The sequence below is a fragment of the Streptomyces sp. NPDC046349 genome (assembly GCF_055587885.1).
In genome coordinates this window covers 221,873-247,619 of the sequence record NZ_JBVJFK010000008.1, presented here as the reverse complement: position 1 = coordinate 247,619, position 25,747 = coordinate 221,873, and the positions used below count along the sequence as shown (strand labels likewise).

26 protein-coding genes are annotated in these 25,747 nt (G+C 71.8%); 5 read left to right on the top strand and 21 right to left on the bottom strand.

What is annotated here, in order from left to right; genetic code table 11:
- Window positions 1–1,158 precede the first annotated feature (1,158 nt).
- Window positions 1,159–1,917: a GntR family transcriptional regulator gene (locus ACZ6JS_RS20660; protein WP_469299708.1), complete on the bottom strand. Its 759-nt coding sequence runs from the start codon at window positions 1,915–1,917 to the stop codon at window positions 1,159–1,161.
- 211 nt (window positions 1,918–2,128) lie between these two features.
- On the opposite strand from ACZ6JS_RS20660, the gene ACZ6JS_RS20655 reads away from it, so the two are divergent.
- Window positions 2,129–2,338: a hypothetical protein gene (locus tag ACZ6JS_RS20655; protein WP_469299707.1), complete on the top strand. Its 210-nt coding sequence runs from the start codon at window positions 2,129–2,131 to the stop codon at window positions 2,336–2,338.
- Between the two features lie 114 nt (window positions 2,339–2,452).
- Here the strand turns inward: ACZ6JS_RS20655 and ACZ6JS_RS20650 are convergent, their stop codons facing one another.
- Both ACZ6JS_RS20650 and ACZ6JS_RS20645 read right to left on the bottom strand, forming a co-directional pair.
- Window positions 2,453–3,328: a polysaccharide deacetylase family protein gene (locus tag ACZ6JS_RS20650; RefSeq protein ID WP_469299923.1), complete on the bottom strand. Its 876-nt coding sequence runs from the start codon at window positions 3,326–3,328 to the stop codon at window positions 2,453–2,455.
- 5 nt (window positions 3,329–3,333) lie between these two features.
- Window positions 3,334–4,290: a polysaccharide deacetylase family protein gene (locus ACZ6JS_RS20645; RefSeq protein ID WP_469299705.1), complete on the bottom strand. Its 957-nt coding sequence runs from the start codon at window positions 4,288–4,290 to the stop codon at window positions 3,334–3,336.
- 107 nt (window positions 4,291–4,397) lie between these two features.
- On the opposite strand from ACZ6JS_RS20645, the gene ACZ6JS_RS20640 reads away from it, so the two are divergent.
- The gene (locus tag ACZ6JS_RS20640; protein ID WP_469299703.1) at window positions 4,398–5,594 is read left to right on the top strand and encodes a class I SAM-dependent methyltransferase; all 1,197 of its coding nucleotides are present in this window, start codon (window positions 4,398–4,400) and stop codon (window positions 5,592–5,594) included.
- Between the two features lie 63 nt (window positions 5,595–5,657).
- Here ACZ6JS_RS20640 and ACZ6JS_RS20635 read toward each other — a convergent pair whose 3' ends face one another.
- From ACZ6JS_RS20635 to tsaB, 4 genes are read right to left on the bottom strand one after another with little or no spacing between them, the layout of a single operon-like run.
- Window positions 5,658–5,954 (bottom strand): hypothetical protein, encoded by a 297-nt coding sequence (locus tag ACZ6JS_RS20635; RefSeq protein WP_469299702.1) that lies wholly within the window; start codon window positions 5,952–5,954, stop codon window positions 5,658–5,660.
- A complete protein-coding gene (tsaD, locus tag ACZ6JS_RS20630) occupies window positions 5,951–7,072 on the bottom strand; it encodes a tRNA (adenosine(37)-N6)-threonylcarbamoyltransferase complex transferase subunit TsaD (RefSeq protein WP_469299700.1) in 1,122 nt (373 codons plus the stop codon). The genes ACZ6JS_RS20635 and tsaD overlap by 4 nt, the downstream gene beginning before the upstream one ends.
- Window positions 7,065–7,544 carry a ribosomal protein S18-alanine N-acetyltransferase gene (gene rimI / locus ACZ6JS_RS20625; RefSeq protein ID WP_469299921.1) on the bottom strand — a complete coding sequence of 160 codons (480 nt, stop codon included), beginning with the start codon at window positions 7,542–7,544 and terminating at the stop codon, window positions 7,065–7,067. The genes tsaD and rimI overlap by 8 nt, the downstream gene beginning before the upstream one ends.
- Before the next feature lie 26 nt (window positions 7,545–7,570).
- Window positions 7,571–8,233 carry a tRNA (adenosine(37)-N6)-threonylcarbamoyltransferase complex dimerization subunit type 1 TsaB gene (tsaB, locus tag ACZ6JS_RS20620; RefSeq protein WP_469299699.1) on the bottom strand — a complete coding sequence of 221 codons (663 nt, stop codon included), beginning with the start codon at window positions 8,231–8,233 and terminating at the stop codon, window positions 7,571–7,573.
- 129 nt (window positions 8,234–8,362) lie between these two features.
- Here tsaB and ACZ6JS_RS20615 point away from each other — a divergent pair, with 129 nt between their 5' ends.
- Window positions 8,363–8,926: a hypothetical protein gene (locus ACZ6JS_RS20615; RefSeq protein WP_469299698.1), complete on the top strand. Its 564-nt coding sequence runs from the start codon at window positions 8,363–8,365 to the stop codon at window positions 8,924–8,926.
- 87 nt (window positions 8,927–9,013) lie between these two features.
- On the opposite strand, the gene ACZ6JS_RS20610 is transcribed toward ACZ6JS_RS20615, so the two are convergent.
- The 9 genes from ACZ6JS_RS20610 to ACZ6JS_RS20570 form a co-directional block, all read right to left on the bottom strand.
- Entirely contained in the window at window positions 9,014–9,202 is a 189-nt protein-coding gene (locus ACZ6JS_RS20610) for a hypothetical protein (RefSeq protein ID WP_469299696.1), read from the bottom strand.
- A gap of 116 nt (window positions 9,203–9,318) precedes the next feature.
- Window positions 9,319–9,885, bottom strand: a complete 567-nt coding sequence (gene tsaE / locus ACZ6JS_RS20605; RefSeq protein WP_469299694.1) for a tRNA (adenosine(37)-N6)-threonylcarbamoyltransferase complex ATPase subunit type 1 TsaE — start codon at window positions 9,883–9,885, stop codon at window positions 9,319–9,321.
- A complete protein-coding gene (locus tag ACZ6JS_RS20600; protein WP_469299692.1) occupies window positions 9,836–11,095 on the bottom strand; it encodes an alpha/beta fold hydrolase in 1,260 nt (419 codons plus the stop codon). The genes tsaE and ACZ6JS_RS20600 overlap by 50 nt, the downstream gene beginning before the upstream one ends.
- Window positions 11,040–12,176 (bottom strand): alanine racemase, encoded by a 1,137-nt coding sequence (gene alr, locus ACZ6JS_RS20595; protein ID WP_469299690.1) that lies wholly within the window; start codon window positions 12,174–12,176, stop codon window positions 11,040–11,042. Before alr ends, ACZ6JS_RS20600 begins: the two co-directional genes overlap by 56 nt.
- A 109-nt stretch (window positions 12,177–12,285) precedes the next feature.
- Window positions 12,286–13,689 carry an NAD(P)H-hydrate epimerase gene (locus ACZ6JS_RS20590; RefSeq protein WP_469299688.1) on the bottom strand — a complete coding sequence of 468 codons (1,404 nt, stop codon included), beginning with the start codon at window positions 13,687–13,689 and terminating at the stop codon, window positions 12,286–12,288.
- Window positions 13,690–13,693: 4 nt separating this feature from the next.
- On the bottom strand, window positions 13,694–14,062 hold the full coding sequence (locus tag ACZ6JS_RS20585) for a holo-ACP synthase (RefSeq protein WP_469299687.1): 369 nt from the start codon (window positions 14,060–14,062) through the stop codon (window positions 13,694–13,696).
- A 21-nt stretch (window positions 14,063–14,083) separates the two neighbouring features.
- Window positions 14,084–15,931 (bottom strand): glutamine--fructose-6-phosphate transaminase (isomerizing), encoded by a 1,848-nt coding sequence (gene glmS, locus ACZ6JS_RS20580; protein ID WP_469299685.1) that lies wholly within the window; start codon window positions 15,929–15,931, stop codon window positions 14,084–14,086.
- 109 nt (window positions 15,932–16,040) lie between these two features.
- Entirely contained in the window at window positions 16,041–16,781 is a 741-nt protein-coding gene (locus ACZ6JS_RS20575; protein WP_469299683.1) for a hypothetical protein, read from the bottom strand.
- Between the two features lie 241 nt (window positions 16,782–17,022).
- A complete protein-coding gene (locus ACZ6JS_RS20570) occupies window positions 17,023–17,757 on the bottom strand; it encodes a hypothetical protein (RefSeq protein ID WP_469299681.1) in 735 nt (244 codons plus the stop codon).
- A 257-nt stretch (window positions 17,758–18,014) separates the two neighbouring features.
- On the opposite strand from ACZ6JS_RS20570, the gene coaA reads away from it, so the two are divergent.
- Window positions 18,015–19,064, top strand: a complete 1,050-nt coding sequence (gene coaA, locus ACZ6JS_RS20565; protein WP_469299680.1) for a type I pantothenate kinase — start codon at window positions 18,015–18,017, stop codon at window positions 19,062–19,064.
- Window positions 19,065–19,080: 16 nt separating this feature from the next.
- Window positions 19,081–20,055: a DUF389 domain-containing protein gene (locus ACZ6JS_RS20560; protein WP_469299678.1), complete on the top strand. Its 975-nt coding sequence runs from the start codon at window positions 19,081–19,083 to the stop codon at window positions 20,053–20,055.
- Between the two features lie 11 nt (window positions 20,056–20,066).
- On the opposite strand, the gene glmM is transcribed toward ACZ6JS_RS20560, so the two are convergent.
- The 5 genes from glmM to ACZ6JS_RS20535 form a co-directional block, all read right to left on the bottom strand.
- Complete coding sequence (gene glmM, locus ACZ6JS_RS20555; RefSeq protein ID WP_469299676.1) at window positions 20,067–21,425, bottom strand: phosphoglucosamine mutase; 1,359 nt, start codon at window positions 21,423–21,425, stop codon at window positions 20,067–20,069.
- Between the two features lie 135 nt (window positions 21,426–21,560).
- Window positions 21,561–22,076, bottom strand: coding sequence for a 30S ribosomal protein S9 (gene rpsI / locus ACZ6JS_RS20550; protein WP_469299674.1), 516 nt, complete (start codon window positions 22,074–22,076; stop codon window positions 21,561–21,563).
- Between the two features lie 42 nt (window positions 22,077–22,118).
- Window positions 22,119–22,562, bottom strand: coding sequence for a 50S ribosomal protein L13 (rplM, locus tag ACZ6JS_RS20545; protein WP_363060160.1), 444 nt, complete (start codon window positions 22,560–22,562; stop codon window positions 22,119–22,121).
- A 243-nt stretch (window positions 22,563–22,805) separates the two neighbouring features.
- Window positions 22,806–24,089 (bottom strand): glycosyltransferase family 87 protein, encoded by a 1,284-nt coding sequence (locus ACZ6JS_RS20540; RefSeq protein WP_469299672.1) that lies wholly within the window; start codon window positions 24,087–24,089, stop codon window positions 22,806–22,808.
- Window positions 24,090–24,108: 19 nt separating this feature from the next.
- Window positions 24,109–25,737, bottom strand: coding sequence for an ABC-F family ATP-binding cassette domain-containing protein (locus ACZ6JS_RS20535; RefSeq protein WP_469299670.1), 1,629 nt, complete (start codon window positions 25,735–25,737; stop codon window positions 24,109–24,111).
- Window positions 25,738–25,747 lie beyond the last annotated feature (10 nt).

Sequence of the window (25,747 nt, the reverse complement as noted above, 5' to 3'; positions counted from 1 at the left end):
GGGGGCGGGATCCGCTCGGCCCGTGGCCAGTGACGTTCGGGGGGTTTCCCGTCAGTCCCATCGTCTCTCCGGTTCGGGCCGGTCCCTCAAGGGCGCTCCTTCGTCGCGTCGCTTCGCGATGTCGCTGCGCTCCACCCTTGACCGACCGTCCCGCCCCGGAAATCCAAAAGACTGCCGGGAAGCCCCCAAAGGAACGGGCCGGGCGACAGAGGCCTTGCGCGGGCACAGCCCGCAGCGCCCCCAATCGCTACGCGCTCCCGTCGGGCGGCGGCCGCAGGCCCCTGTGGCCGGACATAGGCCGCCACCGATCGCTACGCGCTCCTGTCGGAGGGCGTCTGCGAGTCTCGGTGGCCGGACATAGGCCGCCATCAATCGCTACGCGCTCCTGTCGGAGGGCGTCTGCGATCCGTCTGGGGCCGACCCAAGCCGCAGGCGCCCGATTTGCTCCTCGTGGACGGCGTCTGGGGGCTGTCGGGGGGAGGAAGGGCGGCAGATGACGGCTGAGGCGAAGCGAATCCAGGTGTGGGCGAGGGCGCGCCCCAAAAGGCCGTCAATACGCCCTCATTGCCCCTGTTTGGGCGGGCGGTTGGGATGCCGCCCCGGTCTTGATGGGGGTTGGCATCGGCTGAGCCGATGGATCGCCCTCCCGTCCCCTCGAATCCGCCCCTCCCAGCCCCGAACAAGAGGCGGACGCGGTCTCGGAGAAGCGCGTAGCGATCGGTGGCGGCCTATGTCCGGCCACAGGGGTCTGCGGTCGCCGTGGGGCAGGAGCGCGTAGCGATTGATGGCGGCCTATGTCCAGCCACAGAGGCCTGCGGACGCCGTCCGTCAGGAGCGCGTAGCGATTGGAGGCGCTGCGGGCTCCGCCCGCACGGCGCCGACGCCCCGATGGGCCTTTGTCGCCCGGCCCGTTCCTCTGGGCGCTTCCCGGCAGTCTTTCGGATTTCCGGGGCGGGACGGTCGGTCAAGGGTGGCCGAAGGCCATCGCGAAGCGACGCGAGGAACGAGCGCCCTTGAGGGACCGGCCCGAACCGGAGAGACGATGGGACTGCCGGGAAACCCCCAGCACACCCCCGACCCCGCCCCACGCAAATCCCGCCCCCGCAGCCACCCCGCGCCCAACACCCCGGCCCCGCCGAAACCACCCCCATCGGCCGGCTAGGCGTCGAAGTCGTATTCCAGTACGTACGAGGCGGAGTCCAGCGTCATCTCGTTGACCTCGACGGCTCGACCGTCCTCGGCGAACGCGGTGCGGACGATGCGGATGACGGGCGTACCCGTTGCCAGCGAGAGTCGGTCGGCCTCGTCGGCGGACGGCATCCGGGAGCGGATCTCCTCGCGGAAGTGGACCGGCCCGTGACCCAGCTCCGCCAGCCGGGCGTACATCCCGCCCGGGCCCGTCTCGTGCTGGGTGATGGGGGAATCGGCGACGACGTCCGACGGCAGGTACGACGTAGCGAAGAGCACCGGCTTGCCGTCGAGCACGAAACGGCGGCTGCGCGCCCACACCTGGGCACCCGGAGCGATGCCGAGCGCGTCGCAGACGCGGTCGTCCGCCGCTTCTTCGCGCACGTCGACCTGGTCGACGACCAGCTCCCGGTCCTCGGAGTCCGTCGACCAGATGGAGCGGCCCGAGCCCCACTGCTCCTGCGCCAACCGCTGGAGACCGCGGCGCCGCAGGGGCCTGAACGCGCGGACGAAGACCCCGGCCCCCTTGCGCGCCTCGGCGAGGCCTTCGTTCTGGAGGACGCCGAGGGCTTGGCGGGCGGTCATCCGAGCGACCTCGTACGCGGCCATGAGGTCGTTCTCACCGGGCAGCCGGTCACCCGGACCGTATTCGCCGGCCTGGATGGCCTTCCTCAGCGCGTCAGCGATCCTCCGGTACTTCGGCTGCCGAGTAGCGCCCTGGCTGGTCATGAAAACGATCACTCCCTCTCCTCTCTAGACACCCTAGGGCGAGAGGTGGGCCGCCGCACGCATCGGCCTGGGGGTCCATTCGGGCGTAGTTCTCTAGAGACGCATTGCGAACGGAAGCCGGATCGGATGGAGTGGGAATGTCTCTAGAGAGGCTGCCCGTTGGCAGCTGCGGATGAGGGGTGGTCTGCATGCCTCAGCACCGTGACGTCCGATGAGCGAGAGGTACGAACACGTGCCGCACCGTCTGCTGCATCGACGCGTCCGCGACATCGCCTCGGGCGTCGAGGGCGAACTGATGGCCGTGATCAACGAGAACGTCTCGGACACACCCACCGAGCGCTGGGTGGAACTCGCCTACATCCGTGGCGCGTGCGGGCTGGAGTTCACCACTTCGGCCGCCAACGTCGAGCCCGCGGACTGACCCCACCCGGATCGGCTTCCGCCCCGCCACCGCCGAGCCGTGCGGCCGGCCACCGGCCAGGGGCGTTGCAGCCGCGGGGTTGACGGGCCCGAGTGCGCGGGGGTTCGTACCGCCCTACAGGTAGTCCTCCAGGCGGCCGATCTTGTAGCCCTGCTCCTGGATGCGCTGGAGCATGCGGGTCGTCATCTGGATCTCCGTCGCGCCCTTGAGTTCGGACGGGCCGCGGAAGTGGGCCAGGATGATGTCACCGGGCTGGAGGGCGGAGCCCTGGGCGTACTGGAAGTTGTTGATCTGCATCGACACCCGCCACAGGACCACCGCCGAGACGCCGCACTCCGAGGCCGCCCGGAGGGTGTCGCCGTTGTAGTTGCCGAAGGGCGGGCGGAAGAGCGGCGGGCGCTGGCCGAAGCGCTTCTCCAGCGTGTCCTGCTGGCCGCATATCTCCTTCTTCTGCGCCTCGAAGGAGAGGGTCCGCAGGTTCGGGTGGGTCAGCGTGTGGTTGTTCACCGTGCTCGCCGAGCCGTTGTCGCGGAGCTTCTCGAAGTGCCCGTAGTCGGACGAGGCCACGCTGTCCGTCAGGAACATGCTGATCGGCAGCTTGAGGTCGGCCGCCATCCTGAGGAACTCGGGGTCCTTCTCCGCGCCGTCGTCGAAGGTCAGGAAGACTATTTTCTCCCCGGCCGGCAGGGGTATTCGGTCTATCACCGGAACCGCGCCCGGGGCTGCCTTCGGGAACTGCGGCTTCTGGGCGGGCTTCGGCGCGTACTGGACGGGGGCCGTGAGGCCCCACTTCTTGTAGGCCTCGTCGCCCGCGCCGCCCGGCGCGGGCGCGGGCTGGGACACAGGCGCCGACGCCGACGCGGACGGCGCCTGCGACGGCTCCTGCGTCTTGCGGCCCAGCCGTTCGGTGGGCTCCACACTCTTTCCGCACCCCGTCAGGGAGAGCGCGAGCGCGCCGGCCGCCAGCGTTCCGGCTACCAACCGGCGCACGTACCTCACAAGTAGTCCTCCAGGCGGGCCACGGCATACCCCTTGTCCGTGACGGTCTTCATGACATGACGGATCATGTCAGGCATCGTTCCCTTCCAGTCCTCCTTACCCCGGAAGTGCGTGAGGATGATGTCACCGGGGTGCAGGTCGCGGTCCCACTCGCGGTAGTCCATGCGGTTCGTGAACGCCTCGGCGTTCCACAGCGGAACCGCCTTGATGCCGCAGGACTTCGCCGCCTTGAGGGTGTCGTCGTTGTAGTTGCCGTACGGCGGCCGGAAGAGGGTCGGCCGCTTGCCGAACGTCTTCTGGATGGTGTCCTGCTGACCGCAGATCTCCTCACGCTGCTGCTCGTACGACAGCCCCGGCATGTAGCGGTGGTTGAGGGTGTGGTTGTTCAGGGTGACGCCGGCGGCCTGCATCTGCTTGAAGTAGGGGTAGTTGTCCTTCACCAGGTAGTCGCTGAGGAAGGCCGTGTACGGGATCTTCAGCTCCTGCATCATCTTCAGGAACTCGGGATCCTTCTCCGAGCCGTCGTCGATGGTCAGGAAGACGACCTTGTCCTCGGTGGGGACGGTGGTGAAGACGGGGGGCAGTTCGTCCTCTTCGTGGTTCCACACCTCGAAGCCGTCGCGCGTGCTGATGTGGGGCTTCTCCTTCGGCGCCGCGGGCGCGGCGAGCGGCACCTTGCGCAGCCCCCACTTCTTCGCCGCCGCGACGCGTGCCTGCTGCAGCGCCTTGGCCTTCTCGGCGGCGCTGAGCGCGCCCGCGGCGCCCGCCTCCGACCCCTTGGCGGCCTTCGTCTTCTCGGCCTTGTCCGGGGCTCCCGACTGCCCCGAGCCGCACGCCGTGCCGAGGGCGGCTACCAGCAGGGCGGCCGCGGCCACCCCGAACCGGCCGCGCGGACCCGCCGCGCACCGGTGACCCAGTTGCGTCTTATCTTCCCTTTGTCCGACTAGCTGCATAGCAGCGCATCCTGGCATCCGACACGCGGGCTCCCGGGACGACACCTCGCACCGGGCTGCGACGTTCCTCCGACCGGCCCACACACCCCTTCGCCGACAATGGACCCGTGACCCCCGAAGACTTCGCCGCCCTCCTCACCCCCGAGGGCCGCGCCCTCCTCGACTCGCTCCGCGACTACGACCCCGCCCAGGAGCTGGCCGTCGCCACCCGGCTGCGCCGCGAGCATCCCGCCGGGCTGGTCTCCGCGGCCCTCGGGCAGGCCCGGCTGCGGCAGCGCGCGGTGGCGAAGTTCGGGGCCGAGGACGCCTTCCGGATGTACTTCACCCCCGGCGGCGGCGAGATGGCCACCCGCGCGTCCGTGGCCGCGTACCGGGCCGAGCGGCTCGCGGCCCTGGGCGTGCGCAGCCTCGCCGACCTGTGCTGCGGCATCGGCGGCGATGCCCTCGCCCTGGCCCGGCTCGGCATCCGGGTGCTCGCGGTGGACCACGACCCGCTGACGGCCGCCGTCGCGCGTGCCAACGCCGAGGCACTGGGCCTCGCGGACCTGATCGAGGTCCGGGAGGCCGATGTGACGGAGGTGGACGTCTCCGGCCACGACGCGGTCTTCATCGACCCGGCCCGGCGCGGGGGCCGCGGGCGGATCTTCGACCCGGAGTCCTACTCGCCGCCGCTGTCGTGGGCCGTGGAGACGGCCCGCGCGGCGAGGTACGCGGCCATCAAGATCGCCCCCGGAATCCCGCACGAGGCGGTCCCGGCAGAGGCCGAGGCCGAGTGGATCTCCGACCACGGGGACGTCAAGGAGGCCGTGCTCTGGTTCGGCACCGCCCCGGGGACCGTGCGCGCCACCCTGCTCCCCGGGCCGCGCGAACTGCACACCGCCGACCCGCTGCCCGACCCGGAGGCCGGGCCGGTGGGCCGCTGGCTGTACGAGCCCGACGGCGCCGTGATCCGCGCCCATCTGGTCGCCGAGGTCGCCGAACGGCTGGACGGACGGCTCATCGACCCGACCATCGCCTACATCACGGCGGACGAGCTGCGGGCGACGCCGTACGCGACCGCGTACGAGATCACCGACGTGCTGCCCTTCGGTCTGAAGAAGCTGAAGGCCCTGCTGCGCGAGCGCGGGGTCGGGATCCTGACCGTCAAGAAGCGCGGCTCGGCAATCGAGCCCGAGGAGCTGCGCAGGAAGGTCAAGCCGCAGGGCCCCCACTCGGCGACCGTCTTCCTGACCCGGGTGGCGGGCGCCCCCTCGATGCTGATCGGCGCGCCTGCCGCGCCGCCCGCGGCGCAGCTCGGGCGGTGACGTGCCGGGCGGCATGACCGGAGGCGTCGGGCCGGCTGCCCGGCGGGCGGCCGCCCGCCCGGCTCACCGGCTTCCGCCGAACACCCCCTGGCCCCCGTCGGTCTCCACCGACTCGAACCGCCAGCGGTGCACCGCCCGCGTGATCAGGTCGGCGGCCGGTTCGGGCAGTTCGGGCAGGTCCGCCGCGAGCCCCTCGGCAGCCTCCCACCAGGTGATGACGAGGACCCGCCCCTGCGGGGCCCGGAACACCTCGCGGCGTACCGGGTCCCGGGCGAGGACCTGGGCGCGGGCCCACTCCAGCAGCTCGTTGCCCCGGCCGTCGGCGGCCCGGGCCTCCCACATCAGCGCGACGGTGCTCACGAGTAGAGGTTGTCCTTGCTCAGCTCGTGCACGTGGTCGTGGTCGTGTCCGTGGCCGTGCGAGTGGCCGTGGGACGTTCCCGGCACGTGCGGGTCCGTGACCGGCAGCGAGGAGTCCGCCGACAGGTCCCAGTCCGAGGCCGGCCGGTTCCGCTTGACCATCTCGGCACCGAGCGCGGCCACCATCGCCCCGTTGTCCGTGCACAGCTTGGGCCGCGGCACGCGCAGGGTGATGCCGGCGGCGTCGCAGCGCTCCTGGGCGAGCGAGCGCAGCCGCGAGTTGGCCGCCACACCGCCGCCGATCATCAGGTGGTCGACGCCCTCGTCCTTGCACGCCCGGATGGCCTTGCGCGTCAGGACGTCCACGACGGCCTCCTGGAAGGACGCCGCCACATCGCGGACCGGCACGTCCTCGCCCGCGTTCCGCTTCGCCTCGATCCAGCGGGCGACGGCCGTCTTCAGGCCGGAGAAGGAGAAGTCGTACGCCGGGTCGCGCGAGCCCGTCAGGCCGCGCGGGAAGTTGATCGCCTTCGGGTCGCCCTCCTTCGCGAGCCGGTCGATGACCGGGCCGCCGGGGAAGCCCAGCTGGAGCACGCGCGCGATCTTGTCGAAGGCCTCGCCCGCGGCGTCGTCGATCGTCGCGCCGAGCGGACGTACGTCGGAGGTGATGTCGGGTGCCAGCAGCAGCGAGGAGTGACCGCCGGACACCAGGAGCGCCATCGTCGGCTCGGGAAGCGGGCCGTGCTCCAGCTGGTCCACGCAGATGTGCGAGGCCAGGTGGTTGACGCCGTACAGGGGCTTGCCCAGGGCGTACGCGTAGGCCTTGGCGGCCGAGGTGCCCACCAGGAGCGCCCCGGCGAGGCCGGGGCCGGCCGTGACCGCGATGCCGTCGAGGTCGCGGGCGCTGACGCCGGCCTCCTTCAGGGCGCGTTCGATGGTGGGGACCATCGCCTCCAGGTGGGCCCGCGAGGCCACCTCGGGCACGACGCCGCCGAAGCGGGCGTGCTCGTCGACGCTCGACGCGATCGCGTCCGCGAGGAGGGTGGTTCCGCGGACGACGCCGACACCGGTCTCGTCGCAGGACGTCTCGATGCCGAGGACGAGCGGTTCGTCAGCCATTGCTCTCACTGCTCTCAGTTCGTGCTTGTGCGGGGTCGGTCAGTCGCATGACGAGCGCGTCGACGTTGCCCGGCTGGTAGTAGCCGCGCCGGAAGCCGATGGGCTCGAAGCCGAAGCGCTCGTAGAGCTTCTGGGCGCGCGTGTTGTCCACGCGCACCTCCAGCAGCACCTCGGCGCATTCGAACGCCGTGGCGGCGCGCAGCAGGTCGGTCAGGAGCCGGGCGCCGAGCCCGGTCCCCCACTGGTCGCGGGCGGCCGCGATGGTCTGTACGTCGGCCAGGTCCCCGGCGGCGGCCAGTCCTGCGTAACCGACGATGCGGCCGTCGGGCGTCTCGGCGACGACGTAGCGGCGGGTGGCCTGCGGGCCGCGCGCGTGGGCCAGTTCGGACCAGAACATCCCGGCGGACCAGGCGTCCTCGGGGAAGAGGTCGTGCTCCAGTTCCAGCACCGGTGGGATGTCCCACCAGCGCATCTCGCGCAGAACCGTCTCGGCCGTGGTCACTGCGGGGTGACCACCTTGTAGTTCTTGGGTACCTGCGCGTCGGGGCGGCGCAGGTAGAGCGGGGTCGGGGGGAGGAACTCCGCGCCCGCGGCCAGCCGTTCCGCCGCCAGGCAGGCCAGTGCGGCGGCCGACTGGTGCTCGGGGCCCCGCGCGTCGGGGAACACCTCGGGGTACAGGAGTGCGCCCTGGCCCACCGCGGGCAGTCCCGCGACCTGTTCGGCGATGTCCGCGGGCCGGTCCACGGAGGGCTCGCCGACGCGCGTGCGCGGGTCCTCGTAGCGCGCCCAGTAGACCTCCTTGCGCCGCGCGTCGGTGGCGACGGTGAAGGGGCCCTCGATCCCGGCGGTGCCGGCTGCGTAGGCGAGTCCGTCGAGCGTGCACAGGCCGTGGACGGGCACGCCCAGTACGGCGGCGAAGGTGGAGGCGGTGACGAGGCCGACGCGCAGGCCGGTGTAGGGGCCGGGGCCGACACCGACGACGATGCCGGTGATCGCGTCGAGCTTCAGACCGGCCTCGGCGAGGACGCGGTCCACGGAGGGGATCAGCAGCTCCCCGTGGCGGCGGGCGTCGACCTGGTCGGACTCGGCGAGGACGGAATCGCCGTCGTGCAGCGCGACGGTGACGGCGGGCGTGGCGGTATCTACAGCGAGCAAGAGCACGCGAACAGCCTACGACTCCGGCGGCCGCGCCCCTCGCGCCCGGTCGTGGAGCGGGGCGGCTGCTACCTTTCGACCGAGGGATCACGAGGGATCACTAGGGATCACGTCAGCGCGGAGAGGTGGAGCAAGGTGGCACGCAGCAGCTCGGGAATCGTGGCCGGGCTCACGGCCGCGGCGATCGCAGCCGTCGGCTTCCTCGGCTACCAGGCCTCCGCGACGGCGCCGGCGCATCCCCCGAAGGCGGCCGCGCAGGAGCCGGCCCCGGCGGCGAGCCCGGCGGCCGCGGGCAAGCAGGATCCGGCGAAGCCGGTGCCCCTGCCCGAGGGTTCGGGCACGGGTGTGCGCGTCGTGTACTCGGTGGGCCAGAAGCGGGTGTGGCTGGTCGGGGACGCCGCGCAGCAGCAGCCGAAGTCGTTCGCCGTGATGCCGAGCACGGTGCACCCGAAGCCGGGCACCTACATCGTCGGTTCGCGGTCGGGCTCGGTCACGGGCTCGGACGGGGTGCCGATCGAGCACGTGGTCCGGTTCGCCACCCAGGAGGGTGTGGCGGTCGGTTTCAGCGCCCGGGTGGACGGGACGACTCCGGAGCCCGATCCCAACAAGAAGACCGGCGGCATCCGTATGACGCGCGCCGACGGCGATGCGATGTGGGCCTTCGCGACGATCAATTCCAAGGTCGTCGTCGTTCCCTGACGTAACGCTCTTCCTTCACCCGTACGGGCGACCGGTCGAGGCCGGGGCCGCACGGGGCGCGTCCTTCGGGCGCCTCTTCGGTGTCTTTCAGGCCGCTTCGGACTCAGGAGCGGCCTGTTCGCGTACGCCGGCCTCCGGCTCGTCCTCGCGCGGTGCGCGTTCATCGCGCGAGGGCGGCGTCGAGACGGCGTTGGCGGCCGCGCCGGCGGCCAGCAGCGCGCGCATGGAGACGACGGACGGGCGGGGGTGGCGCTGTGCTCCTGCTGGTGCCGACATGGCTGCCTCCTGAACCCCGGGACGCCGTACTTAGGCATACCTAAGAAACTCTCGGTACCATGTCATCACGAGGGCTGCCGACAACGCAATATCTTGCCGACGAGTTGTCGGTACGTTTACTCCGAGAGCGCTCCTGCCAGCGCCTCGAGCCCCGCTCCGGCGTCCCAGCGCGCTCCGACCCCGCGCACCGAGACCTCGCGCACGTCGTCCAGGACCTCCTCGTGGCCGACGGCCCGCGCGATCACCACGTGCAGCCTGTCGTCGGAGAGGTCCTCGACCTTCCCGTCGCCCCACTCGACGACGACCACGGACTCGGGCAGCGAGACGTCGAGGTCCAGGTCCTCCATCTCCTCCAGCCCGCCGCCCAGGCGGTACGCGTCCACGTGCACCAGCGCCGGCCCGCCGGTCAGCGACGGGTGGACCCGGGCGATCACGAAGGTCGGCGAGGTCACGGCCCCGCGCACACCCAGCCCCTCGCCCAGGCCGCGGGTCAGCGTGGTCTTGCCCGCGCCCAGCTCGCCGGTCAGCAGCACGAGGTCGCCGGGGCGCAGCAGGCCGGCGATCCGGCGGCCCAACTCCTGCATCGCCCGGGGGGAGTCGACGGTGATCCGGGTCTGCGCGCCGCGCCCGGACTCAGCTTCCGGTGCCTGGCTGCGCTGTGCTTCCAGCGGTACTTCTTCCATGCGCCCCAACGTTAGTCGCTACCGGGACCGGCACCGTCCCGGTGCGGGCCAGCAGCTCGGTCAGCAGCCGCGTCACGGTCTCGGGGCGCTCCAGCATCATCAGGTGCCCGGTGGCCTCCAGGACGACGAGTTCGGCGGCGGGCAGCACGTCCTTGATGGCCACGCTGTGCCCCGGCGGGGTGATCATGTCCTTGTCCCCGGCGACGACGGTGACCGGGATGCCGGCGAACTGCTCGAGCGCGGCGGTCTTGTCGTGGGTCTGGAAGGCCGGGTAGAACTCCGCGACGACGTCGATCGGGGTGGCCTCGATGAGCCGCTCCGCGAAGCGCGCGACCCCCGGGTCGATGTCCCGGGAGCCGAACGAGTACATCTTGATCATGCCGGCGAAGAGGTCGGCGGTGGCGCGGCGGCCCTTCTCGACCAGTTCCACCTGTGATCCGAGCGCCTTCAGCACGCCCGGCAGGATCCTTCGCACGGCGCCCATGCCGGCGGCGGGCAGCCCGTACGTCACCTCGCCCAGGCGGCCGCTGGAGGTGCCGATCAGGGCCACGCCGACGACGCGGTCGCGCACGAGGTCGGGGTACTGCTCGGCGAATCCCATGATGGTCATTCCGCCCATCGAGTGACCCACCAGGATCAGCGGGCCCTCGGGGGCGGCGGCATCGATGACGGCCTTCAGGTCCCGGCCGAGCTGCTCCATGGTGAGCGGTTCGCCGTCCGCCTGGGCCAGGCCGCGCGCGCTGCGCCCGTGGCTGCGCTGGTCCCAGTAGACGGCGCGGACCACTCCGCGCAGGGCCGCCCGCTGGAAGTGCCAGGAGTCCTGGGCGAGGCAGTAGCCGTGGCAGAAGACCACGGTGGCGGGGGGTTCGGCCTTGCGCCGCAGTCGGCGCCGCTTGCCCTCCTCGGGGAGTTCGTCGACCTCGTAGTAGAGCTCGGTGGCGTCCTCGGCCCGGCAGGTCCCCTCGGTGCCGCGCACGGAGCCGTAGTCCCCCGCGGCGTCGAGGGCCAGGCGGGCCTTCCTGCGCATGCCGCGGCCGACGGTGATCCGCTCGACCGCGACACCGGCCGCCGCACCAGCGGCTATCACGCCGATGGCGGCGCCGGCCCAGCCGGCCCTGCGCCAGTTCTCGCTCACGCCGCCGCCCTCACTCCGTTCAGCCGCCCAGGTACACCCGGGGCACGCGTCCGCCGATACGGGTGACGATCTCATACGCGATCGTGTGCGCCGCTTGTGCCCAGTCCTCGGCGGAGGGTTCACCGCGTTCCGCGTCGCCGAAGATGACGACCTCGTCGCCGGCGCGGGCCTGGTCCTCCCCCAGGTCGACGACGAACTGGTCCATGGCGACGCGTCCGGCGACGTGGCGGATCTTGCCGCCGACGAGCACGGGGCCGGCCCCGGAGGCGTGCCGCGGGATGCCGTCGGCGTAGCCGGCCGGAACCAGCGCGAGGCCCGACTCGCCGCTGGTGACGTAGTGGTGGCCGTAGCTCACCCCGTGCCCGGCGGGGACCGTCTTGACCAGCGCGAGGGAGGCCTTGAGGGTCATAGCGGGCCGCAGGCCCAGCTGGGCGGGGGTGCCGAGCTCGGGCGCCGGCGACACCCCGTAGACGGCCAGCCCGCAGCGCACCAGGTCGTAGTGGGACTCGGGCAGGGTGAGGGTGGCGGGCGAGTTGGCGATGTGCCGGACCTCGGGCTCGACGCCCTCCTTCTCGGCGTACGCGAGCATCTCGCGGAAGGCGTCGAGCTGGAGCCTGATCGAGGGGTGGCCGGGCTCGTCGGCGCAGGCGAAGTGCGACCAGAGGCCGGTGACCTTGACGGTGCCCTCGGCCTGGGCGGCGACGGCCGCGCCGACCAGGGCCTCCCAGTCGGCGGGCTGACAGCCGTTGCGGCCGAGGCCGGTGTCGGCCTTGAGCTGGATGCGGGCCGTGCGGCCGGCCGCGCGGGCGGCCTCGCGTACCTCGTCGAGCGCCCACATTCCGCTGACGGAGACGTCCAGGTCGGCTTCGACGGCCTCCCGCCAGGGGCCGCCAGGGGTCCACAGCCAGCACATGATGCGGCCTTCGATCCCGGCGGCGCGCAGCGCGAGGGCCTCGTCGGGGGTGGCGGTCCCGAGCCAGGAGGCGCCGGCCTCCTGGGCGGCCCTGGCGCACTCCACCGCCCCGTGCCCGTAGGCGTTCGCCTTGACGACGGCCATCAACTCGGCCCGGGGCGCCCGCTCGCGCAGTGCGCGCACGTTCTCCCGTACGGCGTCAAGATCAATCTCGGCGTACACGCGCGTCGGTGTCTCGTTCATCGCCCACAGTCTCTCAGAATCCGCGTCGGGCCCTGGTGCGGGCGCCGGAAGAGGCGGGCCTTGCTCCGTTTCCGGGGCTCCGCCCCGACCCGCGGGCGGGCTCGGGAAGTCAGGGTCGGGCGGCGTCCCGCCAGGCGGCGGGGAGGGCTTCGGCCACCTGCCGGGCCAGCAGGGGGCCGCCGGTGCGGCGGGCCGCCAGGCCGTGGAGGTACGCGCCCACCGCGCCGGCGTCCGCCCCGGACAGGCCGCCCGCCAGGAGCGACCCGGCCAGTCCGGACAGCACGTCACCGCTGCCCGCGGTGGCCAGCCACGGCGTTCCCGTGGGGTTCACCCTGACCGGGCGGCCGGTCCCGGAGGCCACCAGCGTCGTCGAACCCTTCAGCAGGACCGTCGCCCCGAACCGCTCCGCCAGCCGCCGTACGGCCGCCAGCCGGCCCGCCTCCACCGACTCACGCGACACCCCGAGCAGCGCCGCCGCCTCCCCCGCGTGCGGGGTCAGCAGGGTCGGGGCCGTCCGCGCCCGCAGCACCGCCGGGTCCAGACCGCGCAGCCCGTCCGCGTCGACCAGTACCGCCGTGTCCCCCGCGAGCAGGTCCGCCACCTCGCCGGCGCGCCCCTCCCCCAGGCCCGGGCCGATCACCCACGCCTGTACCCGGCCGGGCCCGATCAGCGTCTCCGGGTACCGCGCCAGCACGGACTCCGCCGCCGGACCCACGTAGCGCACCGCGCCCGCGCCGCCGCGGAGGGCTCCCGCGACGGCCAGCACCGCCGCCCCCGGGTACTGCGCCGATCCGGCGGCGATTCCGACGACGCCGCGCCGGTACTTGTCGCTCGACGCCGTCGGCTCGGGCAGCAGCCCCGCCACGTCCGGGTGCTGGAGGGCCTCCACCTCGGGCTCCGGCAGCTCCAGTCCGATGTCCACGAGGTGCACCGCGCCCGCCCGGGAGGCCCCGGGGTCGATCAGCAGACCCGGTTTGTACGCCCCGAAGGTCACCGTCACATCGGCGGTGACGGCCGGCCCCGCCACCTCCCCGGTGTCGGCGTCCACCCCGCTGGGCAGGTCCACGGCGACCACGGGCACGCCCGGCGGGATCCTTTCGGCGAGCGCGGCTCCCGCGGGCCGCAGCCCGCCCCGCCCGCCGATGCCGAGCAGCCCGTCCACCACCAGGTCCGCCCGCTGCGGTACGGTCTGCGCCACCCGTCCTCCGGCGGCACGCAGCGCGGCCAGGCCGCCGGCGTGCATCCGTTCGGGGTCCATCGGCACGGCCGTCACCCCGGCCCCGCGGCGCGCCAGGCGGGCTCCGGCGTACAGGGCGTCGCCGCCGTTGTCCCCCGGCCCGACGAGCAGCACGACGCGCGCCCCGTAGACCCGGCCGCGGCGCCGCGTGAGCAGGCCCGCGCACACGGCGGCCAGCCCGGCCGCCGCCCGCAGCATCAGGGCGCCCTCCGGCAGCCGGGCCATCAGCTCCCGTTCGGCGGCCCGCACGGTCTCCACGCTGTAAGCAGTACGCATGGGGTCAACCCTCCGCGATCACCACCGCGGAGGCCACACCGGCGTCGTGGCTCAGCGAGATGTGCCAGGACTTCACGCCCAGCGCCTGGGCCCGCGCCTGCACCGTCCCCGACACCCGCAGCCGGGGCCGCCCCGTGTCCTCCACGTACACCTCCGCGTCGGTCCACAGCAGGCCGGCGGGCGCGCCGAGCGCCTTGGCCAGCGCCTCCTTGGCCGCGAACCGAGCGGCGAGCGAGGCGGTCCCGCGCCGCTCGCCGCTCGGCAGTGTCAGCTCGGCTTCGACGAACAGCCGCCCGGCCAGTCCCGGCGTGCGCTCCAGCGCCGCCCCGAACCGTTCGATCTCCGCCACATCGATCCCGACGCCGACAATCACGAGCCCTACCCCACTACCCGACTACTCCACTGTCACGGACTTTGCGAGGTTACGCGGCTGGTCCACCTCGTTGCCGCGGGCCGTGGCCAGTTCGCAGGCGAACACCTGCAGCGGCACCGTAGCCACCAGCGGCTGGAGCAGCGTGGGCGTCGCCGGGATGCGGATCAGGTGGTCCGCGTACGGGACGACCGCCTCGTCGCCCTCCTCCGCGATCACGATGGTCCGCGCCCCGCGCGCCCGGATCTCCTGGATGTTCGACACGATCTTGTCGTGGAGCACGGAGCGGCCGCGCGGCGAGGGGACGACCACGACCACCGGCAGGTCCTTCTCGATGAGCGCGATCGGCCCGTGCTTGAGCTCGCCCGCCGCAAAGCCCTCGGCGTGCATGTACGCCAGTTCCTTGAGCTTGAGCGCGCCCTCCAGCGCCACCGGGTAGCCCACGTGCCGGCCGAGGAAGAGCACGGTGTTCTTCTCGGCGAGGGACCGCGCGAGCCGGCGGACCGGCTCCATGGTCTCCAGGACGGTGTCCACGGCGGCGGCGATGTCCGACAGCTCCCGGATCACCGCCTCGATCTCGTCGCCCCACTTGGTGCCGCGGACCTGCCCGAGGTACAGCGCGACGAGGTAGCAGGCCACCAGCTGGGTCAGGAAGGCCTTGGTCGAGGCGACGGCGACCTCGGGACCGGCGTGCGTGTAGAGCACGGCGTCCGATTCGCGCGGGATCGTCGACCCGTTCGTGTTGCAGATGGCCAGCACCTTGGCGCCCTGCTCGCGTGCGTGGCGCAGCGCCATCAGGGTGTCCATGGTCTCGCCGGACTGCGAGATCGCGACCACCAGCGTCCGCTGGTCCAGGATCGGGTCGCGGTAGCGGAACTCGCTCGCCAGCTCCGTCTCGCACGGGATGCGGGTCCAGTGCTCGATGGCCAACTTCGCGATCATGCCCGCGTGGTAGGCCGTACCGCAGGCCACGATCACGACCTTGTCGACCTCCCTGAGCACCGAGACGGGGATGCGCACCTCGTCCAGGCTCAGCGAGCCGCTCCCGTCGATCCTGCCGAGCAGGGTGTCGGCGACGGCCTTCGGCTGCTCGGCGATCTCCTTGAGCATGAAGTAGTCGTATCCCCCCTTCTCGGCCGCCGAGGCGTCCCAGTCCACGTGGTACGCCCGCACTGAGGCGACCGAGCCGTCGAAGTCGGTCACCGCGACCCCTTCGCGGCGGAGCTCGACGACCTGGTCCTGCCCGAGCTCGATCGCGGACCGCGTGTGGGCGATGAACGCGGCGACGTCCGAGGCGAGGAAGTTCTCTCCCTCGCCGACGCCCACGACCAGGGGGGAGTTCCGGCGCGCGCCGACCACCACGTCCGGTTCGTCGGCGTGCACGGCCACCAGGGTGAAGGCGCCTTCGAGACGCCGGCACACCTGCCGCATGGCCTCCGCGAGATCGCCGGCGGCCGAGAACTGCTCGGCCAGCAGGTGCGTGACGACCTCGGTGTCGGTCTCGGACTCCAGCCGGTGCCCGCGCTCGGCGAGTTCGGCGCGCAGCGCGGCGAAGTTCTCGATGATGCCGTTGTGGACGACGGCCACGCGCCCCGAATTGTCGAGGTGCGGATGGGCATTGACGTCGGTGGGCCCGCCGTGGGTCGCCCACCGGGTGTGCCCGAGTCCCGTGGAACCGGCCGGCAGCGGGTGCGCGACGAGTTCCTTCTCCAGATTGACGAGCTTGCCGGCCTTCTTGGCGGCGGCCAGGCTGCCGTCTGCGAGTACGGCGACCCCTGCCGAGTCGTAGCCGCGGTACTCCAGTCGCTTGAGTCCGGCGATGACCACATCGAGCGCAGACTGCGCTCCCACGTAACCCACAATTCCGCACATAGGGCGCAGCGTACGCCGTGGTCGGCCGTCTGCCCCGTAGCGGAACAAGACGAAAACCCCGCCCCGGCGGATGGGCCGGAGCGGGGTTGACGGGGCGTCGGACTGTGCCTCAGCCGAGCTTCTTCACCTGGGTGTCGACGACGTCCTTCGGCTGCTCCGCGGCACCGGTGATGCTCAGGGCCGAGAAGGTCGCGAGGGTGTTGCCCTTGCGCACGACCACGAGTTCCGTGGTCAGCGTCTCGCCGTCCGCCTCACCCGTCACGGTGTACGCGAGGGCCTCGTCTCCCGCGGTGACGGCAGCGCCCGGGGCCACCTTCGTGACCTTGAGGGAGTCGCCGGCCTGGCTGCCCGTGTAGCCGCCGGCGCAGGCCGTGCCCGCCGTCTTGAGGGAGGCGAAGGCCTCCGCGGCGCCCTTGCCCTCGTACGAGGCGAGGTACACCGAGGTGGCCGTACCGCCCAGGGCGTCCAGGCCGGCCTTGAGCTTCTCCTCGGGGCTGGCGTCGGCGGCGGGCGCCTTGCCCTTGACGACGGCGCGGGTCCCGGCGGTGCCCGCGGCGGTGCCCACCGCGTTCATGGACTGCGCCGACACCAGCGGCTGGCACTCCGGCTTGTCGCTCTTGGCGCCGGCCGCACCCGCGGTCTCGGCCGCGGTGGGGGCCTTGACCACGTGGTTGGGCAGGTCGGCCTGGACCACGATCACGCCTTCCAGCTCGGCGCTCGTCCTCGCCTTGGCGGCCGGGGCGGCCGACGTCGCGGCGGCCTCGGACGGCTTGGTGTCGGCCTTGGTGTCCGCCTTGTCGGAGCCGCAGGCGGTGGCCAGCAGGACCAGGGACACCGCGGACGCGGTCATGACAGAACGACGGACGAAAGCGTTACGCACGAGAAGACTCCCCCACAGGCAATGACGGCGACGGCATGCAGGAACGGCGCCCGCGAGGCGGGCGCTGCTCGAAAACTGCTGCAGGGGCAATCTACAGAGGCAAACGATCAGCAGCTCGCGAATTCGCACTGCCGAGCCACATCGTGATCGTCGCGAGACCGTTCCGTCCCGGCCGTGACGGGCCCCGGCCGGTGGCGGCCGGGGCCCGTTCTCAGCCGAGCTTCTTCAGCTGCGCGTCGATGAACGCCTGTGCGCTGGCGGGCTTGGCGTCGAACCGGACCGTGTGGATGACGACGAGGTTGCTGCCCTTGCGGAAGGCGACCATCTGGCTGTTCATGGCCTCGCCCTCGTCCTCGGTGGCGAGCGCCCATGCCGCGGCCTCGTCACCGGCGGTGACGGTCGACGGCGTGACCGACTTGACCGTGGTCTTCTCACCCTTCGCCGTCGTCGTGAATCCGCCACCGCAAGCCTGTCCGGCGGCCTTCAGCGAGGCGAGCGCCTCCTCGGCACCCTTGCCGTCGTAGGAGGCGAGCTGTACGGACGTCGCGGAGACGCTCATCGGATCGGCCGGGTCGGACGGCTTGCCGACGCCGATCCGCTCCGTGGTGGTGACGGCCTTGCCGACCGGGGCCAGGCCGCCCGCCTGGGCGAGCGCCGTGCACTCCGGCTTGTCGGTGGTGACCTCGGCCGCCTTGGCGACGTCGTCCGCCCCGGCCTTCTCGATCTTGACGTCGCGGACGTCGCCGTCGGCCAGCGTGAGCTTCTCCAGCTCGGCGGCGGTGAGGGCCTTGGCCTCGGGCGTGGGCGAGGGGGACGGGGCGGCCGCGGACGGCTTCGCGTCCTGCTCGGCGCCGGCCCCGCCCGAGGGGCCGCAGGCGCTGGCCAGCAGGACCAGGGACGCGCCGGAGGCGGTCAGGAGGGCACGACGGACGAGGGCGGTACGCACGGAGGACTCCCGGGAACGAGGTGGCGTCGGAGCAGCACGAACGGCCCCCGGTCGGGGGGACGAGCAAATGGAGTGCGGCGCTCCGCACTCTACGGCCGGTCCGCCCGCCCGCCGGCGGCGCAGGTGGCCCGCACGCGGATCGTGATCAGGGCGCAACCGCGATCGTGCCGAATCGAGATGGGAAGACCCGCTGCGCCCTTTGGCCACGTGACCGACCCCACCACCCACAAGCGCCCCCCAGCCCCGACAATGGCGGTGTGATCACTTCGCCGCCACGAAGCAACACGCCCGAGGGTGCAACGGAGCACGCCGGCCGGGACGGGCAGCCCCCGCGGACCGCGCACCGCCGCGGCACCGAGGCCTCGCCGTACGTCGACCTCACGCGGGCCGAGTGGAGCGCCCTGCGCGAGCGGACGCCGCTGCCGCTGACCGCCGACGAGGTGGAGCGCCTGCGCGGCCTCGGCGACGTCATCGACCTCGACGAGGTCCGCGACGTCTACCTGCCGCTGTCACGCCTGCTGAACCTCTACGTCGGCGCCACCAGCAACCTCCGCGGCACCCTCAACACCTTCCTGGGCGACGCCGGCAACGGCCACGGCGCGCAGGCGGGCACCCCCTTCGTCATAGGGGTCGCCGGCTCGGTCGCCGTCGGCAAGTCCACGGTTGCACGCCTGCTCCAGGCCCTGCTCGCCCGGTGGCCCGAGCACCCCCGCGTGGAGCTGGTCACCACCGACGGCTTCCTGTACCCGATGAAGGAGCTCCAGCGGCGCGGGCTCACCTCCCGCAAGGGCTTCCCCGAGTCCTACGACCGCCGCGCGCTCACCCGTTTCGTCGCCGACATCAAGGCCGGCAAGGACGAGGTGCGGGCCCCGGTCTACTCACACCTGATCTACGACATCGTGCCGGGCGAGGAACTCGTCGTACGGCGTCCGGACATCCTCATCGTCGAGGGGCTCAACGTGCTCCAGCCGGCCCTGCCGGGCACCGACGGCCGGACCCGCGTCGCCCTCGCCGACTACTTCGACTTCAGCGTGTACGTGGACGCCCGGCCGGAGGACATCGAGCGCTGGTACCTCAACCGCTTCCGCAAGCTGCGCGAGACAGCCTTCCAGAACCCGTTCTCGTACTTCCGCAAGTACACGCAGGTCTCCGAGGAGGAGGCCATGGAGTACGCGCAGACGATGTGGCGGACGATCAACCGGCCCAACCTGTTGGAGAACGTCGCCCCCACCCGGGGCCGGGCCACCCTCGTCGTGCGCAAGGGACCGGACCACAAGGTCCAGAAGCTGAGCCTGCGCAAGCTGTAGTGGTTAGGGTGCGGGCATGCTGCATCTGCGGATGATCACCCCGCACCACCTCACCGAGCAGGTGGTGGAGCTGATCGACCGGACGGTCGGCACCACCCACCTGGTCGTCCTGACCGGTGCCGCCCGCGACCCGGAGGGCGACCTCGTGCTGTGCGACGTCGCTCGCGAGTCCGTCGACGAACTGCTCCAGGAGATGCGCGCGCTCGGCATCGACAAGTCCGGCTCGATCGCCGTCGAGAACATCGACCTGTCGATCTCCACGCGCGCGGACGAGGCGGAGGAGGAGGCGCCGGGCGAGGCCGCCGACGCGGTGGTGTGGGAACAGCTCACCGAGTCGACGCACGAGGAGTCCACCCTCACCATCACCTACACCGCCTTCATAATCCTGGCGACGATGATCGCGGCGTGCGGTGTCGTGCTCGACAACGCCGTGCTGATCGTGGGCGCGATGGCGGTCGGCCCCGAGTTCGGCCCGCTCGCCGGCATCTGCACCGGTCTGGTGCAGCGCACGCCCGGACTCGCCTGGCGCTCCTTCATCGCGCTGGCGGTCGGCTTCACGGCGGCGATCGCGGCGACGACGGCCTTCAGCCTGGGCATGGACGCGCTGGGCCTCTTCCATGAGCACCTGCTCGAGAACGAACGGCCGAACACCAGCTTCATCTGGCAGCCCGACCCGTTCTCCTTCGTCGTGGCGCTGCTCGCCGGCGTGGCCGGCATGCTCTCGCTGACCTCGGCGAAGGCTGGTGCGCTCGTGGGCGTGGCGATCTCCGTCACCACGGTCCCGGCGGCCGCCAACGCCGCCGTGGCACTCGCTTACGGCGACCTCGGCCAGATGTGGGGCTCCGGCATCCAGCTGGCGCTCAACCTGGGCGGCATCATCCTCTCGGGCACACTCACCCTCATCGCCTGGAAACTGCTGCGGCGCACCCAGCCGAACCGGACGATCCGGAAGCCGGGTGCGCCGCGCAGACCTGGTGCAGACGCCTTCTAGGAGATGGCCCGCTAGCCGAGCGCCGACTTCACGGCGTCCGCGAGCCGGCCGGCGACGGCGCGGGCCTGCTCGATGTCGGCGGCCTCGACCATCACCCGGACGAGCGGCTCCGTACCGGAAGGGCGCAGCAGGACGCGGCCGGAGGTGCCCAGTTCGCGCTCGGCGTCCGAGACCGCCGCCGCCAGCTCGGCGGAGGTGGAGACCCGGGACTTGTCCACGTCGGGAACGTTGACCAGGACCTGCGGCAGCCGCTGCATGACGCCCGCCAGCTCGGCGAGGGACCTGCCGGTGGCGGCGACCCGCGCCGCGAGCAGCAGGCCGGTCAGCGTGCCGTCGCCGGTGGTCGCGTGGTCGAGGATGATCACGTGGCCGGACTGCTCGCCGCCGAGCGCGTAGCCGTGCTCCTTCATCGACTCCAGCACGTACCGGTCGCCGACGCCGGTCTGCACGACCTGGATGCCCTCGCCCTCCATGGCCAGCTTGAAGCCCAGGTTGGACATGACGGTCCCGACCACGGTGTTCTCGCGCAGCTGGCCGGCCTCGCGCATGGCCAGCGCCAGCACCGCGAGGATCTGGTCACCGTCGACCTCCGCACCGCTGCCGTCCACGGCCAGGCAGCGGTCCGCGTCGCCGTCGTGCGCGATGCCGAAGTCGGCGCCGTGCTCGACCACGGCCGCCTTCAGCAGACCGAGGTGCGTGGATCCGCAGCCGTCGTTGATGTTCAGGCCGTCCGGCTCGGCGCCGATCGTGACGATCTCCGCGCCGGCGCGGGCGAACGCCTCGGGCGACACGTAGGCGGCCGCGCCGTGGGCCTCGTCCAGGACGATCTTCAGGCCGTCGAGACGGTTCGGGAGGACGCCGATGAGGTGCGAGACGTACTTCTCGAAGCCCTCGGTGTAGTCCGAGACCCGGCCGACGCCGGACCCGGTGGGCCGGTCCCATGGGGCACCGGTGCGGTGCTCCTCGTAGACGGACTCGATGCGGTCCTCCAGCTCGTCGGCGAGCTTGTGGCCGCCGCGGGCGAAGAACTTGATGCCGTTGTCCGGCATGGCGTTGTGGCTGGCGGAGAGCATCACGCCGAGGTCGGCACCCAGCGCACCGGTGAGATACGCCACCGCCGGGGTGGGCAGCACACCGACGCGCAGGACGTCCACGCCCGCGCTCGCCAGGCCGGCCACGACGGCGGCCTCGAGGAATTCGCCGGAGGCCCGCGGGTCCCGGCCGACCACCGCGGTCGCCCGGTGGCCTTCGAAGGTGCCCGCCTCGGCGAGAACATGGGCAGCCGCCACGGAGAGGCCGAGCGCGAGCTCCGCCGTCAGATCCGCGTTGGCGACCCCGCGTACACCGTCCGTCCCGAAGAGTCGTCCCACTGTTGTCCTCCCGAGTTTGCGCTTCGCGTATGACCGCTTGTGTCAGGTATTTGCCGCTTGTGGCGGTAAACGAACCGCCCCGACAGCACAGAGAGTGCTGCCGGGGCGGTTTCGTTGCAGAACAGCAGGCGCAGATTAACGCTTGCTGTACTGCGGAGCCTTACGGGCCTTCTTGAGACCGGCCTTCTTGCGCTCGACCGCACGGTCGTCGCGGGAGAGGAAGCCGGCCTTCTTCAGCGCCGGGCGGTTGTTGTCCACGTCCGCCTCGTTCAGCGCACGGGCCACACCGAGGCGCAGGGCACCGGCCTGGCCGGAGACGCCGCCACCCGCGATGCGGGCGATGACGTCGTAACGGCCGTCGAGCTCGAGGAGCTTGAAGGGCTCGTTGACTTCCTGCTGGTGCACCTTGTTGGGGAAGTAGTCCTCAAGGGTGCGACCGTTGATCTTCCACTTGCCGGTGCCCGGAACGATCCGGACGCGGGCGATGGCGTTCTTGCGACGGCCCAGGCCGGCGGCCGGCTGGGGGTCGCCGAAGCGACCGGCAAGGGACTCGGAGGTGTAGTCGCCCTCGACGACGACCTCGGACTCGGTGGTGTACTCCTCGACGCCCTCGAACTCGTCGACGGGGGTCTCGGCGGTGGTCTCGGCCACGATGCTCCTCAGAATTCTCTGTGTCTTAGGGGGTGGCCGGAACTACTGCGCGACCTGGGTGATCTCGAACGGCACCGGCTGCTGGGCAGCGTGCGGGTGCTGGTCGCCCGAGTAGACCTTCAGCTTCGAGAGCATCTGACGGCCCAGGGTGTTCTTGGGGAGCATGCCCTTGACGGCCTTCTCGACGGCCTTCTCCGGGTTGTTCGCCAGGAGGTCGTCGTAACGCACGGAGCGCAGACCGCCCGGGAAACCGGAGTGGCGGTACGCCATCTTCTGGGAGGCCTTGTTGCCGGACAGGTGAACCTTGTCGGCGTTGATGATGACGACGAAGTCACCCATGTCCATGTGGGGGGCATAGGTCGGCTTGTGCTTGCCCTTGAGGAGGGCAGCGGCCTGGGTCGCCAGACGGCCGAGGACGACGTCCTGGGCGTCGATGACGAGCCACTGGCGCGAGATGTCGCCGGGCTTGGGGCTGTACGTACGCACGCGTATGCCTTCGCTTCTTCAGTGGTGGGTCATCCCATAGGGCGCAAAGCCCCGCGGGAAGGGTCCTGACAGGGTCACCACGGACGATCACGACAGCCCTCGTTCACTCCGGGGACGCAACCCGTGTGAACGGCCAACTGCTGGTCATCGGTCCGGTGGACCGGCGTAAGGCCCTTTCACGTGAGAATGAGAAAGCCAATACGCATAACAAACCAGCAGGATACCCAAGCAGACCCTTACGGGTCAAAACGCGGTCCGCGATGCCGATTCTGCTGACGTCGCGGCGCACTCCGGTTCGGTCCTGGGTGGGGACCCCGCAGTTGTTACGGGCTCCAGAATAACCCGACCCGAGCGCAGCGCACGACACGCCAGCACAAACGCGAGCCCGCACAGGGCGGCGCAGTCCTTGAAGGCGCGCCGCTTGTGGGCCAGCTCCGAGGGCCACGGGACCAGGGCCATCTGGGGCGTCAACGCCAGCCAGAACCAGGGCGAGCGCGCCGTCGAACCCGGCCGTACCGCCGAGGCCAGCAGCAGCGGCAGCACCACGAGCAGGTAGTGGTCGAAGGAGGGCCGCGACACCAGGAATGCGGCGAGCATCACCATGCAGGCGGTCTCGACGAGACGCAGCTCACCCCGGTCGGCGTCCTGCTCCGTACGCCGCCACCGCGCCCAGGCCGCCCACAGCCCGGCCGCGGCTCCGGCGAAGGCCACGAGCACCGCCACCGCCTGCGGCACCCCCAGCCGCGGCAGCACCGCGATGGGCGAGGCGTCCCAGGGCAGCGCGTACGCGTCCTGGCCCTGGAGCAGGAACGGCAGGGTCTTGGTGAAGAACAGCGACGGGCTGGGCATCAGCAGCGCCCCGGCCAGCGAGATCCCCAGCGGCACCAGCACCGCCGCGGCCAGCCCCCGCCACTGGCGGGCGAGCAGGAACAGCAGCCCCATCGGCACCAGCATCGGCTTGCAGGCGATGGCCAGCCCGACCACCAGCCCGGCCGCACCCCACGACCGCCGGTGCGCGAGCAGCAGCGCCACGGGCAGCGCGGCCGCCGAGACGGCCGTCCAGTTGCCGATCAGCACCAGGTTCGCCCACGGCTTGTACGCGAGGGCGAACACGGCCAGACCCCCGACCGCGAAGCGCGAGCGCAGCGGCACCGAGAACAGCCGCAGGGCGGCCAGCCAGCCGACGCCCAGCAGACCCGCCATCCCGACCGGCAGGATCCAGCGCAGCACGCCCCGCGGTACCAGCGCCTCCGGCACCCCCATGAGCACGGCGCTGGGCAGGTAGAGGAAGCGCTTGTCCTCGTACGGCGACCCGCCCTCCAGCAGCGTCTGCGCCGCCTTGACGACGAAGGCGTTGTCCGAGCCCCAGTTCGCCCGCAGGCTCGTGGAGACGCAGATCCCGAGGAGCACCGCCAGGGAGACCACCCGCCAGGACCGGGGAGCCGGCCGCAGCAGCCACTCCAGCAGCCGGTTCCCCGGGGCCCGCGCCTCCCACCTCATGAGCCAGCTGCCAGGCCTCAGGCCCACGACGCCCCTCCCTCACCGCTCAGCGCTTGCGTTCGACCCTGCGTTCGTCCCAGACTGGCTCCTGAGTCTCCCGCACAACACCGTCCGAACCGAAGACCAGGTAACGGTCAAATGTGCGCGCGAACCAGCGGTCGTGCGTGACGCACAGCACGGTCCCGTCGTAGGACTCCAGGCCGTCCTGGAGGGCCTCCGCGGACTCCAGGTCGAGGTTGTCCGTGGGCTCGTCGAGCAGCAGCGCCGTGGTCCCTGCCAGCTCCAGGAGCAGGATCTGGAAACGCGCCTGCTGGCCGCCCGAGAGCTTCTCGAAGGGCTGTTCGGCCTGGCGCTCCAGCTCGTAGCGGCGCAGCGCGCCCATCGCCTGCCCCAGGGGCTTGGCCGCCTCCGTCCACAGGATGTCGACGAGCGTGCGGCCGAAGAGCTCCGGGTGGGCATGGGTCTGCGCGAAGTGGCCGGGGACCACCCGTGCGCCCAGCTTCCAGTCGCCGGTGTGCTTGACGTCCTCGCCGGCCAGCAGCCGCAGGAAGTGCGACTTGCCGGAGCCGTTCGAGCCGAGCACCGCGACCCGCTCCCCGTAGAAGACCTCCAGGGAGAACGGCTTCATCAGCCCGGTGAGCTCCAGGTTCTCCACGGTCAGCGCCCGCACGCCGGTCCGGCCGCCCTTGAGCCGCATCTTGATGTCCTGCTCGCGCGGCGGCTCCGGCGGCGGGCCTGCCTCCTCGAACTTCTGGAAGCGGGTCTGCATGGCGCGGTAGCGCGAAGCCATGTCGGGGCTGCTCGCGGCCTGGTTGCGCAGCCGCAGCACCAGGGCCTTGAGCCGGGCGTGCTCCTCGTCCCAGCGTCGCTTGAGCTCCTCGAAGCGGGCGAAGCGCTCCTTGCGGGCCTCGTGGTAGGTGCCGAAGCCCGCGCCGTGCACCCAGACGTCGGAGCCCATCGGGCTCGCCTCCAGGCTGATGATCTTCTCGGCGGCCTGGGTCAGCAGCTCCCGGTCGTGGGACACGAAGAGGACCGTCTTGCGGGTCGCCTTCAGCTGCTCCTCCAGCCACCGCTTGCCCGGGACGTCGAGGTAGTTGTCCGGCTCGTCGAGCAGCAGCACCTCGTCGGGCCCGCGCAGCAGCGCCTCCAGCACGAGCCGCTTCTGCTCACCGCCGGAGAGCGTGCGCACCTCGCGGAACTGGGCGGAGTCGTACGGGATGGCCAGGGCGGCCATCGTGCAGACGTCCCACAGGGTCTCCGCCTCGTAGCCCTGCACGTCGGCCCAGTCGCTGAGGGCCTGGGCGTAGGCCATCTGGGCGGCCTCGTCGTCCACCGTCATGATCAGGTGTTCGGCGCGGTCGACGGCCTTCGCGGCCTCCCGGATCCGCGGCTGGGCCACCGAGACCAGCAGGTCCCGTACGGTCGTCTCGTCGCGCACGGAGCCCACGAACTGGGACATCACGCCGAGGCCGCCGCTGATGGTCACTCCGCCGCCGTGCGGCTGGAGCTCCCCGGAGATCAGCTTCAGCAGGGTGGTCTTGCCGGCGCCGTTCGCCCCCACCAGGGCGACCACCGCCCCCTCCCCCACGCGGAAGGAGACGTCGGGGAGCAGTACCCGCCCGTCGGGAAGGTAGTACTCCAGGTGGCTGGCTTCGAGATGTCCCATGCCGGGCATTGTCCAGGTC

Excerpts from the sequence above, each read along its gene's own strand:
- ACZ6JS_RS20660 (WP_469299708.1), bottom strand. The coding sequence starts at position 1,917 with ATGACCAGCCAGGGCGCTACTCGGCAGCCGAAGTACCGGAGGATCGCT.
- ACZ6JS_RS20655 (WP_469299707.1), top strand. The coding sequence starts at position 2,129 with ATGAGCGAGAGGTACGAACACGTGCCGCACCGTCTGCTGCATCGACGC.
- ACZ6JS_RS20645 (WP_469299705.1), bottom strand. The coding sequence starts at position 4,290 with ATGCAGCTAGTCGGACAAAGGGAAGATAAGACGCAACTGGGTCACCGG.
- tsaD (WP_469299700.1), bottom strand. The coding sequence starts at position 7,072 with ATGGCTGACGAACCGCTCGTCCTCGGCATCGAGACGTCCTGCGACGAG.
- rimI (WP_469299921.1), bottom strand. The coding sequence starts at position 7,544 with ATGCGCTGGTGGGACATCCCACCGGTGCTGGAACTGGAGCACGACCTC.
- ACZ6JS_RS20610 (WP_469299696.1), bottom strand. The coding sequence starts at position 9,202 with ATGTCGGCACCAGCAGGAGCACAGCGCCACCCCCGCCCGTCCGTCGTC.
- tsaE (WP_469299694.1), bottom strand. The coding sequence starts at position 9,885 with ATGGAAGAAGTACCGCTGGAAGCACAGCGCAGCCAGGCACCGGAAGCT.
- ACZ6JS_RS20600 (WP_469299692.1), bottom strand. The coding sequence starts at position 11,095 with ATGAGATCGTCACCCGTATCGGCGGACGCGTGCCCCGGGTGTACCTGG.
- alr (WP_469299690.1), bottom strand. The coding sequence starts at position 12,176 with ATGAACGAGACACCGACGCGCGTGTACGCCGAGATTGATCTTGACGCC.
- ACZ6JS_RS20590 (WP_469299688.1), bottom strand. The coding sequence starts at position 13,689 with ATGCGTACTGCTTACAGCGTGGAGACCGTGCGGGCCGCCGAACGGGAG.
- glmS (WP_469299685.1), bottom strand. The coding sequence starts at position 15,931 with ATGTGCGGAATTGTGGGTTACGTGGGAGCGCAGTCTGCGCTCGATGTG.
- ACZ6JS_RS20575 (WP_469299683.1), bottom strand. The coding sequence starts at position 16,781 with ATGACCGCGTCCGCGGTGTCCCTGGTCCTGCTGGCCACCGCCTGCGGC.
- ACZ6JS_RS20560 (WP_469299678.1), top strand. The coding sequence starts at position 19,081 with ATGCTGCATCTGCGGATGATCACCCCGCACCACCTCACCGAGCAGGTG.
- ACZ6JS_RS20535 (WP_469299670.1), bottom strand. The coding sequence starts at position 25,737 with ATGCCCGGCATGGGACATCTCGAAGCCAGCCACCTGGAGTACTACCTT.